The 16,215-nt window shown below is 69.6% G+C and carries 16 protein-coding genes and 1 pseudogene; 1 reads left to right on the top strand and 16 read right to left on the bottom strand.

The annotated features are described in order from the left end of the window. Positions 1-90: 90 nt before the first annotated feature. The 5 genes from ACWD10_RS13445 to rpsB all read right to left on the bottom strand — a co-directional run bounded on the left by ACWD10_RS13445 (position 91) and on the right by rpsB (position 4,792). Positions 91-1,203, bottom strand: coding sequence for a phosphatidate cytidylyltransferase (locus ACWD10_RS13445; RefSeq protein WP_451090210.1), 1,113 nt, complete (start codon positions 1,201-1,203; stop codon positions 91-93). Beyond that, entirely contained in the window at positions 1,203-1,760 is a 558-nt protein-coding gene (gene frr, locus ACWD10_RS13440; protein WP_451090208.1) for a ribosome recycling factor, read from the bottom strand. Before frr ends, ACWD10_RS13445 begins: the two co-directional genes overlap by 1 nt. 221 nt (positions 1,761-1,981) lie before the next feature. After that, positions 1,982-2,743 (bottom strand): UMP kinase, encoded by a 762-nt coding sequence (gene pyrH / locus ACWD10_RS13435; protein WP_451090410.1) that lies wholly within the window; start codon positions 2,741-2,743, stop codon positions 1,982-1,984. Between the two features lie 184 nt (positions 2,744-2,927). Then, complete coding sequence (gene tsf / locus ACWD10_RS13430) at positions 2,928-3,764, bottom strand: translation elongation factor Ts (protein ID WP_451090206.1); 837 nt, start codon at positions 3,762-3,764, stop codon at positions 2,928-2,930. Positions 3,765-3,910: 146 nt separating this feature from the next. Then, a complete protein-coding gene (rpsB, locus tag ACWD10_RS13425) occupies positions 3,911-4,792 on the bottom strand; it encodes a 30S ribosomal protein S2 (protein WP_451090204.1) in 882 nt (293 codons plus the stop codon). A gap of 890 nt (positions 4,793-5,682) precedes the next feature. On the opposite strand from rpsB, the gene ACWD10_RS13420 reads away from it, so the two are divergent. Then, positions 5,683-6,102: a murein hydrolase activator EnvC family protein gene (locus ACWD10_RS13420; protein WP_451090202.1), complete on the top strand. Its 420-nt coding sequence runs from the start codon at positions 5,683-5,685 to the stop codon at positions 6,100-6,102. Between the two features lie 85 nt (positions 6,103-6,187). Here the strand turns inward: ACWD10_RS13420 and ACWD10_RS13415 are convergent, their stop codons facing one another. The 11 genes and pseudogenes from ACWD10_RS13415 to lepB (ACWD10_RS13365) all read right to left on the bottom strand — a co-directional run bounded on the left by ACWD10_RS13415 (position 6,188) and on the right by lepB (ACWD10_RS13365) (position 16,204). Then, positions 6,188-6,745, bottom strand: coding sequence for a TetR/AcrR family transcriptional regulator (locus ACWD10_RS13415; RefSeq protein WP_451090408.1), 558 nt, complete (start codon positions 6,743-6,745; stop codon positions 6,188-6,190). A gap of 248 nt (positions 6,746-6,993) precedes the next feature. Next, positions 6,994-7,830, bottom strand: coding sequence for an RNA polymerase sigma factor WhiG (gene whiG / locus ACWD10_RS13410; RefSeq protein WP_451090200.1), 837 nt, complete (start codon positions 7,828-7,830; stop codon positions 6,994-6,996). A gap of 210 nt (positions 7,831-8,040) precedes the next feature. Further along, positions 8,041-9,309: a DNA-processing protein DprA gene (gene dprA, locus ACWD10_RS13405; RefSeq protein WP_451090198.1), complete on the bottom strand. Its 1,269-nt coding sequence runs from the start codon at positions 9,307-9,309 to the stop codon at positions 8,041-8,043. Next, on the bottom strand, positions 9,306-10,928 hold the full coding sequence (locus ACWD10_RS13400; RefSeq protein ID WP_451090196.1) for a YifB family Mg chelatase-like AAA ATPase: 1,623 nt from the start codon (positions 10,926-10,928) through the stop codon (positions 9,306-9,308). Before ACWD10_RS13400 ends, dprA begins: the two co-directional genes overlap by 4 nt. A gap of 434 nt (positions 10,929-11,362) precedes the next feature. After that, positions 11,363-11,536 (bottom strand): annotated as a pseudogene (locus ACWD10_RS13395) (YraN family protein); the annotation flags it as partial. A gap of 157 nt (positions 11,537-11,693) precedes the next feature. Then, positions 11,694-12,002, bottom strand: a complete 309-nt coding sequence (locus ACWD10_RS13390; RefSeq protein ID WP_003993268.1) for a DUF2469 domain-containing protein — start codon at positions 12,000-12,002, stop codon at positions 11,694-11,696. 55 nt (positions 12,003-12,057) lie between these two features. Continuing rightward, positions 12,058-12,594: an NUDIX hydrolase gene (locus ACWD10_RS13385; protein ID WP_451090194.1), complete on the bottom strand. Its 537-nt coding sequence runs from the start codon at positions 12,592-12,594 to the stop codon at positions 12,058-12,060. Continuing rightward, positions 12,584-13,345: a signal peptidase I gene (lepB, locus tag ACWD10_RS13380; RefSeq protein ID WP_451090192.1), complete on the bottom strand. Its 762-nt coding sequence runs from the start codon at positions 13,343-13,345 to the stop codon at positions 12,584-12,586. Before lepB (ACWD10_RS13380) ends, ACWD10_RS13385 begins: the two co-directional genes overlap by 11 nt. Before the next feature lie 85 nt (positions 13,346-13,430). Further along, positions 13,431-14,438, bottom strand: coding sequence for a signal peptidase I (lepB, locus tag ACWD10_RS13375; RefSeq protein ID WP_451090190.1), 1,008 nt, complete (start codon positions 14,436-14,438; stop codon positions 13,431-13,433). Next, complete coding sequence (lepB, locus tag ACWD10_RS13370; protein ID WP_451090188.1) at positions 14,386-15,429, bottom strand: signal peptidase I; 1,044 nt, start codon at positions 15,427-15,429, stop codon at positions 14,386-14,388. Before lepB (ACWD10_RS13370) ends, lepB (ACWD10_RS13375) begins: the two co-directional genes overlap by 53 nt. Further along, the gene (gene lepB / locus ACWD10_RS13365; RefSeq protein ID WP_451090186.1) at positions 15,422-16,204 is read right to left on the bottom strand and encodes a signal peptidase I; all 783 of its coding nucleotides are present in this window, start codon (positions 16,202-16,204) and stop codon (positions 15,422-15,424) included. The genes lepB (ACWD10_RS13370) and lepB (ACWD10_RS13365) overlap by 8 nt, the downstream gene beginning before the upstream one ends. Positions 16,205-16,215 lie beyond the last annotated feature (11 nt).

Raw genomic sequence — 16,215 nt, 5'->3', positions numbered from 1 at the left:
CGCACGCCCCTTTTTGCGGCTGAACCGCCGCCGCTCTCGCGGACCTGGTTGCTCGCCGTTGTGGTTACTCAATTGATGGTGACGGTTATCTCAGCCGCCCCCTACGAAAAGGACCAGCAAGAGCCAGACCACTGGGGCCGTCGGCAGCAGCGAGTCGAGCCGGTCCATGATGCCGCCGTGGCCGGGGAGCAGGGTCCCCATGTCCTTGATGCCGAGGTCCCGTTTGATCATGGACTCGCCGAGGTCGCCGAGGGTCGCGCTGGCCGCGACCGCGAGGCCGAGCAGCAGCCCCTGCCACCAGGTGCCGCCGTCGATGAGGAACTCCATGCACAGCGCCCCGGCGGCCATCGCGAAGGACACCGCACCGGCCAGGCCCTCACGGGTCTTCCCGGGGCTGATGCGCGGCGCCAGCTTCCGCTTCCCGAAGCGCCAGCCGACCGCATACGCGCCCGTATCACTGACGACGGTGAGCAGCAGGAAGGTAAGGACCCGCCACGCGCCGTCGTCGGCGGTCAGCATCATCGCCACGAACGTCGCCAGGAACGGCACATAGAACGCCGCGAACACCCCGGCCGTGACGTCCTTGAGGTAGTCCGCGGGCGGCTCGGTCATCCGCCACACCAGGACGGCCAGCGCGGTCAGCGCCATCGTCACCCAGGCACCCTCGGCGCCGCGCACATACCCGGCGACGACCATGGCGGCGCCACCGACGGCGAGCGGCACCAGCGGCGCCCGGATGCCCTTGCACTCCTGAAGCCGGGAGGTGAGCTCCCACAGACCGACGACGACGGCGACCGCTATGACGCCGACGAAGACCGCCTTGACGATGAACAGGGACGCGATGATCACCGCGCCGAGCGCGACACCGACCCCTATGGCGGCGCGCAGGTCCCGTCCCGCGCGCTTCTTCTTCGGGGGCTGCGCGGGCTGCGGCGTCCCCGAGGGCGTCCTGGGCATGTGCTCCTGCGGCAGTTCGTCGCGGAACAAGGGGCCGCTCAGCCGAGCGGCCCCCGCCTCGCGTTCCTCGCGGTCTGAGTCTCCACCTGCGTCAGGCACCTCGGGCACGATGGGCACGGGCCGAGTCTGCTGCGCGTCGGCCTCATCGTAGGCAGAACCCGCCGAGACTCGCCCCTGGGCAGAGTCCGTCTCCAGCGGTCCCCAGGAGCCGGTCTGCGGCGGAGCGCCCCAGGAAGAGTCGTTCATCAGACCTCGAGCAGCTCGGATTCCTTGTGCTTGAGCAGCTCGTCCACCTGCGCGACGTACTTCGCGGTGGTGTCGTCGAGCTCCTTCTCTCCGCGCCTGCCCTCGTCCTCGCCGATCTCGCCGTCCTTGATCGCCTTGTCGATGGTGTCCTTGGCCTTGCGGCGCACGGAGCGGATCGACACCTTGGCGTCCTCGGCCTTGCTCTTGGCGACCTTGATGAACTCGCGGCGCCGCTCTTCGGTCAGCTCCGGGAACACCACTCGGATGATGTTGCCGTCGTTGCTCGGGTTGACGCCGAGGTCCGAATCACGGATCGCCTGCTCGATGTTGCGCAGCGCGCTCTTGTCGAACGGCGTGACGACGGCCATCCGCGGCTCGGGCACCGAGAAGGACGCCAGCTGGTTGATCGGGGTCGCCGCGCCGTAGTAGTCAGCCACGATCTTGTTGAACATCGCCGGGTGCGCACGCCCGGTGCGGATCGCGGCGAAGTCCTCCTTGGCGACCACGACGGCCTTCTCCATCTTCTCCTCGGCCTCGAGGAGGGTCTCTTCGATCACCACTTGCTCCTGCGTGTCTTGAGTGGGCCCGGCGTGCACGGGGCGGCCGGCTGCGTCGCGTCTTGTGCCTGCACGGTGCGTCTTCTTCCTGACGGTGTCCGACCGGCAGGGCTTTGTCCATCCCCCGGGAAGGCTCCCAGGGCCCCGGGTTCCGGGCCAGTAACGCCCCCGGAACTCCTGGGGAGTTCGGGCTTGGTCCTGGGTTCTGGTTCCGGCAGAGCCTAGGCCCGGGTGCCCTGGTCGCTCACGAGCGTCCCGATCTTCTCACCCTTGACCGCGCGGGCGATATTGCCTTCCGCGAGCAATTCGAAGACCAGGATCGGCAGTTTGTTGTCGCGGCACAGCGTGATCGCCGTCATGTCGGCGACCTTGAGGTCCCGGGTGATGACCTCGCCGTACTCGAGCGCGTCGAACTTCACCGCGTCGGGGTTCTTCTTCGGGTCGGAGTCGTAGACCCCGTCGACGCCGTTCTTGCCCATCAGCATGACGGAGGCGTCGATCTCGAGTGCGCGCTGTGCGGCGGTGGTGTCGGTGGAGAAGTACGGCATGCCCATACCGGCGCCGAAGATGACCACGCGGCCCTTCTCCAGGTGGCGCACGGCGCGCAGCGGAATGTACGGCTCGGCGACCTGCCCCATGGTGATGGCGGTCTGGACGCGCGAGTCGATGCCTTCCTTCTCCAGGAAGTCCTGCAGCGCAAGGCAGTTCATGACCGTGCCGAGCATGCCCATGTAGTCGGAGCGGGCCCGGTCCATGCCGCGCTGCTGCAGTTCGGCGCCGCGGAAGAAGTTGCCGCCGCCGATGACGACGGCGATCTGCGCGCCGTCGCGGACGACCGCCGCGATCTCCCGGGCGATGGCGTGCACCACGTCCGGGTCGACACCCAGTCCGCCGCCTCCGGCGAACGCCTCGCCGGACAGCTTCAGCAGAAATCGGCCGCTGGTTTTCCCGTCGCCGCTGTTGTCGGCCTTGGTCATGGTGATCTCGCTTCTCTTACGTGCCACACATACAAGAAGGCCATTGCCGGCGGGTACGGATGTCCCTCAGCGGCAATGGCCTCCTCGTCAGATCTGCGGTCGTCCGGCGCCTGCGAGGTTTACAGGCGTATTCCTGACCCGGACGGCTGCTGTCGACCCTAGCGGGGTCTTGAGTCGTTCGGGAACGGACTCAGATGCCGACCTTGATGCGCGCGAAGCGCTTCAGGGCCACACCGGCCTCGGCCAGGACCTTCTCGACGGACTTCTTCTGGTCAAGGGCGTACGGCTGCCCCAGGAGGGTGGCCTCCTTGAAGAACCCGTTGACGCGACCCTCGACGATCTTCGGCAGCGCGGCCTCGGGCTTGCCCTCGGCGCGGGTGGTCTCCTCGGCGACGCGACGCTCGGCCTCGACGACCTCGGCCGGGACGTCCTCGCGGGAGAGGTACTTCGGCGCGAAGGCGGCGATGTGCTGCGCGATGCCCTTGGCGACCTCGGCGTCGGCCTTGTCGAGCTCGACGAGCACACCGATCTGCGGCGGCAGGTCGGGCATGGTGCGGTGCATGTACGCGGTGACGTAGCCGCCCGTGAACTGCGCGAAGCGGTCCAGGACGATCTTCTCGCCGAGGTTGGCGTTGGCCTCGTCGACGTACGCCTGGACGGTCTTGCCGGGCTCGATCTCGGAGGCGAGCAGCGCCTCCACGTCGGCCGGGTTGGTCTTGGCGATGTGCTCGGCCAGCGCGTTGGCGACAGCCTGGAACTTCTCACCCTTGGCGACGAAGTCCGTCTCGCACTTCAGCTCGACGACCACGCCGGTGGAGTTGTCGTCGGCGATCAGGGAGACCACGGCACCGTTCTCGGCAGAGCGGCCCTCGCGCTTGGCGACGCCCTTCTGGCCCTTGATGCGGAGCGCCTCGACGGCCTTCTCGACGTTGCCCTCGGCCTCGTCAAGCGCCTTCTTGCAGTCCATCATGCCGGCGCCGGTGAGCTCGCGGAGCTTCTTGACGTCGGCGGCGGTGTAGTTCGCCATGATTCAAAGAATCTTTCTCGAAGTCTGTGACGGCCGCCGAGGCGACCGGAGATCTACGGGTGAACGGCGGGGGCGCAGGGCCCCCGCCGTCAACGACCGAACGTAGTGCAACCCGGCACGTGTCGGGCCGGGCCCGCTCGGTGAGGTCAGGCCTGCTCGGCGGCGTCCGCGGCCGGAGCGTCCGCGGCCGGAGCCTCGGCAGCCTTCTCCGCCTCGGCGGGCTTCTCGGCGTCGGCCTTCTCGGCCTCGGCCTTCTTCTCGCCCTCGAGCAGGTCGCGCTCCCACTCGGCCAGCGGCTCACCGGCGGCCTTCTCGCCCTTGCCCTCACCGGCACCACCGGAGCGGGCGATCAGGCCCTCGGCGACGGCGTCGGCGATCACGCGGGTGAGCAGGGTGACGGAGCGGATCGCGTCGTCGTTGCCCGGGATCTTGTAGTCGACCTCGTCGGGGTCACAGTTGGTGTCGAGGATGGCGACGACCGGAATGTTGAGCTTCCGGGCCTCACCGACAGCAATGTGCTCCTTCTTGGTGTCCACGATCCAGACGGCGCTGGGCACCTTCTGCATCTCGCGGATACCACCGAGGGTCTTCTCCAGCTTGGCCTTCTCGCGCGAGAGCACGAGAAGCTCCTTCTTGGTGAGACCCGACGCGGCGACGTCCTCGAAGTCGATCTGCTCGAGCTCCTTGAGGCGCTGCAGACGCTTGTAGACGGTCGAGAAGTTGGTGAGCATGCCGCCCAGCCAGCGCTGGTTGACGTAAGGCATGCCGACGCGGGTGGCCTGCTCGGCGATGGCCTCCTGCGCCTGCTTCTTCGTGCCGACGAACATGACCGTGCCGCCGTGGGCGACGGTCTCCTTGACGAACTCGTAGGCGCGGTCGATGTACGACAGCGACTGGAGCAGGTCGATGATGTAGATGCCGTTGCGCTCGGTGAAGATGAACCGCTTCATCTTCGGGTTCCAACGGCGGGTCTGGTGACCGAAGTGGACGCCGCTTTCCAGCAGCTCCCGCATCGTGACGACGGCCATGGCCGTACTCCTTGGTGTTTTCTCGGTTATGTCCTGACGCCCGGCGCGCGCCTGCCACGTGCGCAATCTGCGTGCAGTCTGCGTACGGGACCGAGGGGCGCTGACACGGAAACCCGAAGACTTGAAGGCCCGGAAGACCCGGTCTCGGGGTGCCCATGTCGGGGCGTGCGAAGTCGACCCGGTGACCCGGATCGCCACCAGAAGTGTACGGGACCCACGAGGCACCGGGTGACGCCGCTATCCACAACCAGCCAGTACTCCACAGATTCGGACCATGATCATCCTGGCCGGGTCGCGCTCGGCATGCTTCTGCCATGCGCGATCTAGTTCTTTCTGCGGTCATGAAGGGGCGGGTTTCTGGGGTGATGAGGCGGCGGGTTTCTGGGGTGATGAGGCGGCGGGTTTCTGGGGTGATGAGGCGGCGGGTTTCTGGGGTCATGAGGGGTCGGGGCTTACTTGCGAGGGGTCGGGCGTTACCTGCTGGGGGTCGGGGGTTACCTGCTGGGGGTCGGGGCTTGCTTGCTGGGGGTCGGGGCTTGCTTGCTGGGGGTGATGTGGGGCGGGGGTTGTTGGTTCGGGCGGCGGCACGTCGTGCGGTGGTGATGTTGGTGGTGGGGGGTGCGGGGGTGGGAGTGGGAGTGGGAGTGGGGGTGGGAGTGGGGGTGGTTTCGGGGGCTGCTTCGGGGGAGCCTTCGGGGTCGGTTTCGTCTTCGGGTTCGGGCTCGAGCTCGGCTTCGGCTTCGGGTTTGGTCTCGGCTTCGGCTTCAGGCTTGTCTGCGGTTTCGGCCCGTTCGGGGCCTTCGGGCCGCTTGGATGGGGATGGCCCCGGTGGCTCGGGGGCATCGGCGCCGGATTCCGGCCGCACCTGGCCGGTCGGCGACAGACCTCCCGTGGTCCGTGGCTGGGACCCGCCGGACTCGCCGTACGGCCCCGGCCACCGGGGCGTCGACCTCGCCGCGCCCCCGGGGGCCGTGGTGCGGGCACCCGCTGCCGGACGCATCTCGTTCGCGGGACGCGTCGCGGGCAGAGGCGTACTCGCCATCGACCTCACGGGAACCGGAGAGCCACCTCTGCGCACCACACTCGAACCGGTGCGCCCCTTGGTGGCCGACGGGGACGAGGTTCGGGCGGGCGCCCCGGTCGCCCGCCTGGAATCAGGCCAGTGGCACTGCGAGGACTCGTGCCTGCACTGGGGGCTGCGGCGCGGCGACCGCTACCTGAACCCGCTCACGCTGCTGCCCCCGGAACGGCTACGGAGGGGGCCGTCGCGGCTGCTGCCGGTGTTCGGGGTGGAGGTGGCGGAGAGATAGAGGGTGGCGGAGGGACAGAGGTGGCGGAGGGGTAGGGGTACGGGGCGGGGAGGGAGGGGGGAGGGGCCCCGGGAGGTGGAAAACGTCAGCCCGTGACGCCCCGCAGCGCCATCCCCACCGCAGCGTCCGTGATCGCCGCCGGGTCCTCCGCGGCGCCGAGCTCGATCCGGCGTACCGCCGCGTCCACGACGCCCTGCAGCAGCATCGCCGCCATCTTCGGCTGTTCATGCCCCAGGGCCTCGAGGGCTTCGACTGTCATCGCGACGAGGCCGCCGTGCGCGGCGCGGATCTTCTCGCGGGCACCTGCGTCGAGCTCGCTCGAGGAGATGGCGACCACCGCGCGGTGCCGCCGGTCCCCGACCAGGGCGAGTTGCGACCGCACGTACGCCTCGATCTTGCTCTCCGGGGTGTCCGCCTGGCGCATGGCCGACTCGACCTCGGCCGCCCAGACCGGGAAGTCGACCGCGCAGAGCTCTTCGACGACGGCGGCGCGGGAGCGGAAGTACTCGTAGACGGAAGACCTGGCAAGGCCTGTGCGCTCGGCGAGTGCGGGGAAGGTCAGCGCCTCCGTACCGCCCTCGGACAGCAGGGAACGCGCGGCGTCCAGCAGGGCGTCGCGCTGCATCGACCGGTGCTCGGCCACGGAGGCCGCTCGAATCCTTGGCACGCCTCCACTGTACGGAGCCGGGACGCGCCGCGGGAGTCGGATCGACGGCCTGGTACCGCCCGGGCAGTGCGCCCGGCGAGCCGAAGTCGGAGGCAGGAAGCGGTTGGGCCGGGAGCCACCAGGGCCGGAAGTGGTCAGCGCTGAGACTCGTCGGGCCCCGGAGCCGTCAGGGGGCATGGTGACGGAGTACCGGTTCCCCGCGGTGCGGGTTCTGCCAGCACCGCTCAGCGGCCGAAGCTCGCGAGTTTTGCGCGCAGTTGGAGGACCGACTTGGTGTGGATCTGGCTGACTCGGCTCTCCGTTACGCCGAGGACGTTGCCGATCTCGGCGAGCGTGAGCCCCTCGTAGTAGTAGAGGGTCACTACTGTCTTCTCGCGCTCCGGCAGGGTGTTGATCGACCGGGCCAGCAGTCGGCGCAGCTCACGGTCCTCGGCGATCTCCACCGGGTTCTCCGCGGCGGTGTCCTCGAGGGTGTCCATGAGGCTGAGCCGGTCGCCGCCTTCGCCACCGACGTGCAGGAGTTCTTCCAGTGCGACGACATTGGCGAGCGACAATTGGCCGAAGACAGCATGCAGTTCCTCCAGGCCGATGCCCATCTCGGCGGCGACTTCGCTTTCCGAGGGGGTACGTCGCAGCTGGGCCTCCAGGGAGGCGTAAGCGCGCTCGACGTTACGGGCCTTCTGACGTACGGAGCGTGGAATCCAGTCGAGCGCCCGGAGTTCGTCGATCATGGCGCCGCGAATGCGGGTGATCGCATAGGTCTCGAACTTGATTTCGCGATCGATGTCGAACTTCTCGATGGCGTCGATGAGTCCGAAGACTCCGGAGGAGACGAAGTCGGCCTGTTCCACGTTGGGCGGCAGCCCCACGCTGACGCGTCCCGCGACGTACTTGACAAGCGGCGAGTAGTGCAGGATCAACTGCTCGCGCAGTCGCCCGTCCCCGGTTTCCTTGTACGCCCGCCACAGCTCGTCGAGCGACGAGGGCGCGGTCGGCCGTGTTCCGTCACGGGCAGCGTGGGGGACTGCCGCATGGTCGGACCCGGAGGTGTGCTGGGGCATGCGTCGCCTTGAGCCGTTCTGCAGTGAACTGGGATTGATGTCGCGTTGTCGGAGCCGGAAGTCTTGTGAGCGTAGCGTGACTGGAGAGTCGCAGTGCGCGAAGGGCGTGAGATCGCGTGTGGGCAGATACGTTCAGTTGCTCGGTCATTGCTCTCTTTTCCGGCGTCTCGAGACCTCGGAAGCGATGCCTGATCAGAGAATCTGCCAAGGTCACCGGGGATCCTCCGGATAGCGCAACGTTGTCTCATGGTGCTCCTGCGGGCCGGGCAAGTCCGGCGCGATCGCCTGGCGTGTCAACTGCCAGCCGTCGCCATGTCGTTCGACGAATCCGAGTGACTGGAGTTCGTACAGCTTGCCGACGGTGTCGTCCGGTGTGGTCGCCGCGCCCCTAGCGATCGCGGCGACCGGGGCCGGTCCGCGGGCGGGCAGAGCGGCGAGCACGCGCGCGGCAGGTGGGCTGAGGAGATCTCTGGGGAGGACGGGGCCGCGCCGCTCGGGTGCGAGTTCTCCCATGTCGCCGACCAGTTCGACGACTTCCGCGGCGTCGGTGACCAGAATGGCCTCGCCGCGCAGGAGTTGGTGGACACCCGCGGAGCGGGCGCTGGTGGCGGGGCCCGGAACCCCCATGGTGAACCGGCCGAGTCGCCGTGCGTACCGGGCGGTGACCAGGGCTCCGCTGCGGTGTGCTGCCTCGACGACCGCGGTGCCGCGGGTGAGGGCCGCGATGACGCGGTTGCGCTGGATGAAGCGGTACGCGGTGGGGTGGTCGCCGGGCGGCAGTTCACCGAGGAGCAGTCCTTGACCGGCGATTCTGTCGAGGAGGCGGGCATGTCCGCGCGGGTAGGGGATGTCGACTCCGCTGGCGAGTACGGCGACGGTGGCTCCGTGGGCGCCCAGGGCTCCGCGGTGGGCGGCGCCGTCGATGCCGTACGCGCCGCCCGACACTACGGCCCAGCCGCGTTCGGCGAGCCCGGCAGCGAGGTCGGTCGCCATGTGGGCGCCGTAGTCGGTGCAGGCCCGGGAGCCGACTACGGCGACCGATCGCAGGGCCCACATCCGCAGGTCGGGGCTGCCGCGCAGCCAGAGCCCCACGGGCCGGGAGTCACCGAGGTCGTCGAGCTGGGCCGGCCACTCGACGTCGCCCGGGCAGATGAATCGGGCCCCGGCGGCCCGTGCGGTCTCCAGGTCGTCGGCGGGCCGGGCGTGGGCGGCGCGGGCGCGGAGCCCGGCGAGACGTCGGGGGGTCACGCCGGGCAAGGGTCGGTCGTCCGCGGTGAGCCGGTGCAGAAGCTCTGTGGCGCCGTAGCTGCGCAGCCACCGTCCACCGGTCTCGTCTCCGGGTTCGAGGACCCGTGTGAGTGCCACGCGGGCCAGGCGTTCTCCTTCCCAGGCGTCGCGGGACACTCCCTCCGCGGCTCTTTCCGGTGTTCCACGGGGCGCTCCCCCGTGCTCAGAGCTGTGCGTGTGCGGTTGAGTCATGCGCCGATCACCATCGGGGCGCCTCGGGGGATGCCGGTGCGCAGTTGGAGTGCCAGTTCCACGTCGTCGGCGTTCGGGCAGGGGTGTCCGGCCAGGTCGGCCACGGTCCAGGCGACCCGAAGTACCCGGTCGAGGCCGCGGGCGGTGAGCAGGCCGCGTTCGAGGTCGTGTTCGGCCTCGGCGAGCGCGCCCGGGGCAGTGGGCCAGCGGGTGCGCAGTTCGTGTCCGGGCACTTCGCTGTTGGTGATCCAGGGGGTGTCTGCGAAGCGGTGGGCGGCGCGGTCCCTGGCTTCGCATACGCGGTCGGCGACTTCTCGGGTGGTCTCGCCGCCCCCGGTTGTGTCTGTGAGGTCGCGTCGGGTGACGGGTTCCACTTCGACTCTGAGGTCGACGCGGTCGAGTAGCGGGCCGGAGAGGCGTGCCTGGTAGTGGCGAATGGTGCTGGGCAGGCAGCCGCTGGTCTCACCGAGGGTGCTGCATCGGCCGCAGGGGCAGGGGTTGGCCGCGAGGACCAGCTGGAAGCGGGCGGGCAGCTGGACGACGCCGGCCGCGCGGGCGACAACGACATGACCGGATTCGAGAGGCTGCCGCAGTGCGTCGAGGGCCTTGGCACTGAACTCTGGTGCCTCGTCGAGAAACAGAACGCCACGATGCGCGAGGGACACCGCGCCCGGGCGGGGCAGCCCGGGGCCGCCGCCGACGAGGGACTGCATGGTCGCGGAGTGGTGCGGGGCGCAGTAGGGCGGGGCCTCCACCAGGGGTCTTCCGGGTGGCAGGGTGCCGGCGACGGAGTGCACCGCGGTCACTTCAAGGGACTGCTGCCGGGTGAGTGGCGGCATGATCGACGGCAGGCGTTCGGCGAGCATGGTCTTTCCCGCTCCGGGCGGGCCCTGGAGAAGCAGGTGGTGGCCACCGGCGGCCGCCACTTGGAGGGCGGTGCGCGCGGAGTGTTGTCCGACGACGTCGGCGAGGTCATGCCGCCCGGAGTCTCCCTGTGTGCCGGTGCGGCTGGTGAGGGCGCCGCCGAAGCCGGCTCCGGGGAGCAGCAGTCCGGCGGGGCCTGGGTCGGGGCGTGAGTCGTCGTCCGGTTCTTCTTCGGGTACGGCGTCGTCGGTGAGGACGGCGATGAGCTGACGCAGACTGCGTACGCCGAGGACGGAGATGCCCGGCACGAGGGATGCCTCGGGGGCCGCGCGTTCGGGGACGACGACCTGTTCGTATCCGGCATCGGCGGCGGCGAGGACGGCGGGCAGGACTCCGCGGACGGGTAGAACGCGGCCGTCGAGGCCCAGCTCGCCGATCATCACGATGTCGGCGAGGACCTTGGGGTCGATGCGTTCCGCGGCGCCGAGGACGGCGCAGGCCACAGCCAGGTCGTAGCCGCTGCCCGCCTTCGGGACCGAGGCAGGGCTGAGCCCGACGGTGAGCTTCTTCTGTGGCCACTCAGCGCCCGAGTTGACGACGGCTGCGCGGACCCGATCGCGGCTCTCGGTGAGGCTCTTGTCGGGGAGGCCGACGAGAGTGAAGGCCGCCACGCCGGGTTCAAGGTCGGCCTGAACCTCGACCACGACGCCTTCCACGCCGACCAGGGCGACCGAACAGGTGCGGGCGAAGACCATCAGGCCACCCCCCGTACGTGCTCGATGACGGGAGCGCCGCGCGAGGGCAGGGTGACGCCGATGAGGTCGATACGGACGCCGCCCGCGGGTGGTCCGCCGTGCCGGTGCAGCCAGCATTCGGCGAGGCCACGCAGGCGGTCCAGCTGGTCGGCCGTGAGCCCAGCCGTGGGGTGCTGGAAGACGTAGGCGGCGCCGCTGCTGTGGTGTCGTGCGTTGACTGGTTCCACGGCCGGGGCGCCGATGCCTGGAGCCGCCACTCCGGCATCACCGGCATCACCGGCCAGGGCCCCGTCACCTGCCGGGGCAGTGGCACCAGCAGCCGTACCGACGCCGCGCCCCGCCTCCCAGCGATCCGCGGGCGTCCCCCCGCTGCCGTACGGCCCTACCGGCCCTGCTACCGGCCCTTCGCGTCCGGGCGCCGGTGTGCGGCGTACGCGTCGGGTCTTGACCTCGCAGATGACGAGGGCGTCGCGGTCCAGGGCGACGATGTCGATCTCCCCGGCCCGGCCTGCTCGCCAGTTGCGGGCCAGGACGTTCATGCCGGACTCGGTCAGGCGCCGGACCGCCAGATTTTCGCCGTACTTTCCAAGTGCTCCACGTGCGTTCATCTCGCACCACCTCCGCCTTCGAGGGTGGTGCGGACTCGCCGCAAATGTGGATCTTGGTGGATGACCACTCGGATGTGGATAACTTGCTCACCCGTACGAGGGATTTTGCCTCACGGGTGGTGACCGGGCGGCGGCCCGTGGTCGGGGACCAGGGCCGTCAGCCGCTGGGCAGCTCGAGGTCGCTCTTGTTGAGCTCCTCGATATTCACGTCCTTGAACGTCAGCACGCGCACCTGCTTCACGAAGCGGGCCGGCCGGTACATGTCCCACACCCAGGCGTCGGCCATGGACACCTCGAAGAAGACCTCCCCCTGTACCGAGTGGACCTGCATCTCGTAGTCGTTGGTGAGGTAGAAGCGCCGCTCAGTCTCAATCACGTATTTGAACAGACCGACGACGTCGCGGTACTCCCGGTAGAGCTTCAGCTCCATCTCGGTCTCGTACTTCTCGAGGTCCTCGGCGCTCATGGCATGTTCCCCTTCAGCCGTGCGTCCCCCTATTGTGCGCCAGCTCTGCGTGTCCCTAGACGATTTCCGTGTCAAGGACCAGAGGGCTGTCCGGAGGACCCTCGTCGAGCAGCTTGCGGAGCAGCCCGGCGAGCCTGGTCGGATACACCGTCTCATGTGTGGTCGAGAGTTCCCGCCACGTCCACCACCGCATTCCCGACACACTGCGCTGCTCGAGCTCGGTGAGGCCCGGCATTGCGGTGGCCGGCCGTGTGGTGGGCGCCACAGTCGCCGAACGGGCCAGGTAGTACCACTCGTCCTGGTCCCAGCGCTGCCCGGCGAACGGGAACGAGCAGATCCGCCGCCAAAGGACCGGCCCGAGCTCGACATCCGTGATCCCGGTCTCCTCAGTCAGCTCGCGCAGCGCGGCCTGCTCGCGGGTCTCGTCGCCCTCCAGGCCGCCGCCCGGCGTGAACCACCAGGTGTCCACGGGGTTCTCCGGCTCGTGCCCGTACATCAGCAGGATCCGGTCCTGCGGGTCGAGCAGCACGACCCGGGCGACCCTGCGCAGCCGCGTCCCCGGACGGAGACCCCCGGCGGGCTCAGCGGACACCGGCCGCCTCCGTCCGCCGACCCGTACGTGCCCGGCCGCGGCCGGGAGCGCGCCGCCTGGCCAGCGGCCCGTACGCCGCGCCGCCCAGGATGAGCACGGCGCCGGCCACGACCATGGCGACGACCAGGCGTAGTGGCCCCGGCTCGGAGATGCCGCCCTCGAGGGCCGCGAAGCCGGTGGGCCGGGGCAGCATGCCGTCCATCGGCCACGCCACGGCGTCCACCCGTCCGGCGACGGCGCTGCGCGGCACGGTGCCCTTGCCGGCCTCTTCGAGGCGGGCGCTGGAGTCGAGGGAGCCCTGGCGCTCGTCGCCGAGCAGGAAGAGCCTGCCCTTGGGCACGGTCATCGCGGGGATACCGGTCGTGGCGGGCGTGGCGTCCTTCGGGAGATACGGTTCTTCGATGGCTTTGCCGTTGACGGTGAGGCGGCCGTCGGCGTCGCAGCAGGCGATCTTGTCGCCGCCGACGGCGACGACGCGTTTCACCATGGGCATGTCGCCCCAGGTCGCCTCGCGGAAGACGACGACATCGCCGCGGCGCACCTCGTCGCCGTCGATGCGCTCCGCGAGTACGCGGTCGCCCGCGCCGATGGTCGGTGTCATCGACTGTGTCGGCACGGTGTACGGCTGGTAGACGACCGCGCCCCAGGCGAAGCCGCCGAGGAAGAGCACACAGCCGAGGGCCACGGCGAGGCCCGACAACGTGTTGCCGAGCCTGCCGTGGCCCTCGCTCGTGCGTCGTGTGCTGCTCATCCCAGTCCCCCACCGTGGAGAATCGATCCCGCCCGGATCCGCGCTGCGTGATCCGGGCGGAAGATCGGTGATCTGGGACGGCACCCTACCCGGCGGTACGCCCGCCAGAAACCCTTCGCCTGCGCCACAGCACGACCGGCACGGCACCGGCGAGGCCGAGTGCACCGGGCGCCACAGCGGCGTCACCGAGACCGGCCCGCTCCGTCTCACCCATAACGGACCCGGCCGCCCCGGCGCTACCGGCGGCTGCCTTCGTGTTGATGCCGGGCTGGTCGAAGGTGTCGGGGACCGGCAGCATGCCCCAGCGGTCGATCGGCCAGGCCTTCACGAAGGCGCGGCCCACGACGTTGTCGACGGGTACGAAGCCGCCGCCCGGGTCCTGCTGGTGGTAGCGGGAGTCCAGGGAGTTCTGTCGGTGGTCGCCCATGACCCAGATCTTGCCGGTGGGCACGGTCACCTTGAACTGGCCGCCCTGGTCGTCATCGCTGCACGTGGTGTTGCCCGGGTAGACATAGGGCTCGTCGAGGGGCTTGCCGTTGACCTTGAGCGGGCCGGTGCCCTTGCACTCCACGGTGTCACCGGCGACGCCGACGACCCGCTTGATGAGGTCCTTCTCCTCGGCGGACGGCATCAGGCCGATGAAGCTCAGCGCCTTCTGCACCGGGTTCGGGGTGGGCGTGGGCTCGCCGCGGAGCCAGTTGCCCGGGTCGTGGAAGACGACGACCTCGCCGCGCTCGGGCTCGGAGCCGAACCACGGGGTGAGCTTGTCGACCAGGACGCGGTCGCCGCGCTGGAGGGTGTTCTGCATCGAGTCCGAGGGGATGGAGAACGCCTGCACCAGGAAGGTCTTGATCAGCAGCGCGAGCAGCAGCGCGATGCCGACGAGCAGGGGGAGTTCCTTCCAGAAGGAGCGGTGCTTGCCGCCGTGCTTTCCGGTGCCGGTGCCGCGGTCCTTGCTGCCGGGCTCCTCCGGCCCTTCGGACGCGTCGAACCGACTGGCTCCGTCCGTGGGTTCGGAACCGCCGCTGATCACGTCTTGCTCATCCTCGGGTCCGTCGTGTCCGGATCGTGCGCCGACCGCCAAATCCCCCACATCCACTCCTCGTTCTGTGCCGCCGCCTGCATCGCGCGCGGTGCAGGCCCACCACTCCCATAACGAGCGGGAGTTCCGCAGGGATCGGGAGGGGGACTTTCGCGTTCAAGTCGTCGGTGCCCAGCCTATGCGACGTGCCGAGGGCGACGTCCTCCCCGCCACGCGCGTCCGACGGGTCGGGCACGGAGGCGTAGGTCGAACGTTCCTCGAGTTTGCGCCAGTGGTCGAACGGCCAGGCGATGACCTTGGCGGTGCCGACGACTTGTTCCTCGGACACGGTTCCGTCGAAGGGATCGTCGAGGTGGTAGCGGGAGTCCGCGGAGTTGGAGCGGTGGTCGCCCATCACGAAGAGGCGGCCTTGGGGCACCTTGACGTCGAAGGTGCGCAGGGAGGGCTTGTCGCCCGGGTTGAGGTAAGGCTCGTCCAGGGGTGTGCCGTTGACGGTGACCCGGCCGTCCTTGTCGCAGCAGGCCACACGGTCGCCGCCGACCGCGATGACCCGCTTGATGAGGTCCTGCTCGTCGTCGGAGGGCAGCAGCCCGATGAAGGTGAGTCCTTCCTTGAGCTGCTTGATGCCGACGGGGGCGTCCTTCTTGCGGGCCTGCGGTTCACCGCGGAGCCAGCCGCCGGGGTCCCTGAAGACGACGACGTCACCGCGCTGCGGCTTGGCGCCGAACCAGGGGGTGAGCTTGTCGACGAGGACCCGGTCGCCGATACGGATCGTCTGCTCCATGGAGCCCGACGGGATCACGAAGGCCTGTACCAGGAACGTCTTCAGTACGAGGGCGATGAGTACCGCCACGCCTATGAGGACGGGGATCTCCTTGAGCGCGGAGCGCCGTCGGCGGCGTTTCACCTTGCGGGCGAGCTTGCGCCGCTCGGCCCGGCCGGCCGGTCGTGGCGCGCTGGTGGGCCGCGTTCCCGTGGGCAGCCCGTGGTCGGCCTTCTGGGCTGCCTTCCGGTCGGAGCGGGGCCGTCCGCGCCTACCCATGCGCGCCGCCCGGCTTCGGCACCGAGGCGAAGGTGTCCGGACGGTCGATGGAGTCCCAGCGGCCGATCGGCCAGCCGATCCAGTCGGCGCGGCCCACCACCGTGTCGAGCGGCACCATGCCGCCGCCGGGCGAACCCAGGTGGTCGCGGGAGTCACGGGAGTCGGCGCGGTGATCACCCAGTACGAAGTACGTCCCCTTAGGGACGACGACATCGAACGGCACTGTAGAAGGGCTGTCCCCCGGATACAGATACGCCTCGTCCACAGGCTCCCCGTTCACCTCGACTCTGCCCTGCTTGTCGCAGCAGACCACCCGGTCACCGCCGACCCCCACCACACGCTTGATGTAGTCCGAGTCGCCGAAGTAGCCCCTGCCGTCGAAGACAACGACATCGCCGCGCTGCGGCTCGGAACCGAAACGGTACGCCAACTTGTTCACGAGCACCCTGTCCCCGTCCCGGAGCGTGGGCTCCATGGAGCCGCTGGGGATCAGGAAGGGCTGCACGGCGAAGGTGCTGACGAGCAGCAGGGCGACCACGCACACCAGGCCGACGAGCCCGGCCCTGCGCCACCCGGCCTGCCTCGGCCGCGTACCGCCCGAATCCTCGACAGCTTCGCCCGGGGCGCGGTCCGGATCCTCGGCAGTCTGGCCGTCCGCACCGTCCCCCGGCTCGCCATCCGCGGGCATACGCGCGGAGCGCGACCGCTCCTCCCCCGCGCTGTCGGCGGGTTCGGACGAGCGGTCGCGCTCCGAGTGCTCTGCTTCGGTGTCCATCGAGGCCAGAG

The sequence above is a fragment of the Streptomyces sp. NPDC002851 genome (assembly GCF_053591935.1).
This window is presented reverse-complemented; position numbering and strand designations above follow the sequence as displayed.

Coding starts and splice junctions, on each gene's coding strand:
- ACWD10_RS13445 (WP_451090210.1), bottom strand. CDS start 1,203: ATGAACGACTCTTCCTGGGGCGCTCCGCCGCAGACCGGCTCCTGGGGA.
- tsf (WP_451090206.1), bottom strand. CDS start 3,764: ATGGCGAACTACACCGCCGCCGACGTCAAGAAGCTCCGCGAGCTCACC.
- rpsB (WP_451090204.1), bottom strand. CDS start 4,792: ATGGCCGTCGTCACGATGCGGGAGCTGCTGGAAAGCGGCGTCCACTTC.
- whiG (WP_451090200.1), bottom strand. CDS start 7,830: ATGCCCCAGCACACCTCCGGGTCCGACCATGCGGCAGTCCCCCACGCT.
- dprA (WP_451090198.1), bottom strand. CDS start 9,309: ATGACTCAACCGCACACGCACAGCTCTGAGCACGGGGGAGCGCCCCGT.
- ACWD10_RS13400 (WP_451090196.1), bottom strand. CDS start 10,928: ATGGTCTTCGCCCGCACCTGTTCGGTCGCCCTGGTCGGCGTGGAAGGC.
- ACWD10_RS13390 (WP_003993268.1), bottom strand. CDS start 12,002: ATGAGCGCCGAGGACCTCGAGAAGTACGAGACCGAGATGGAGCTGAAG.
- lepB (WP_451090192.1), bottom strand. CDS start 13,345: ATGAGCAGCACACGACGCACGAGCGAGGGCCACGGCAGGCTCGGCAAC.
- lepB (WP_451090188.1), bottom strand. CDS start 15,429: ATGGGTAGGCGCGGACGGCCCCGCTCCGACCGGAAGGCAGCCCAGAAG.
- lepB (WP_451090186.1), bottom strand. CDS start 16,204: ATGGACACCGAAGCAGAGCACTCGGAGCGCGACCGCTCGTCCGAACCC.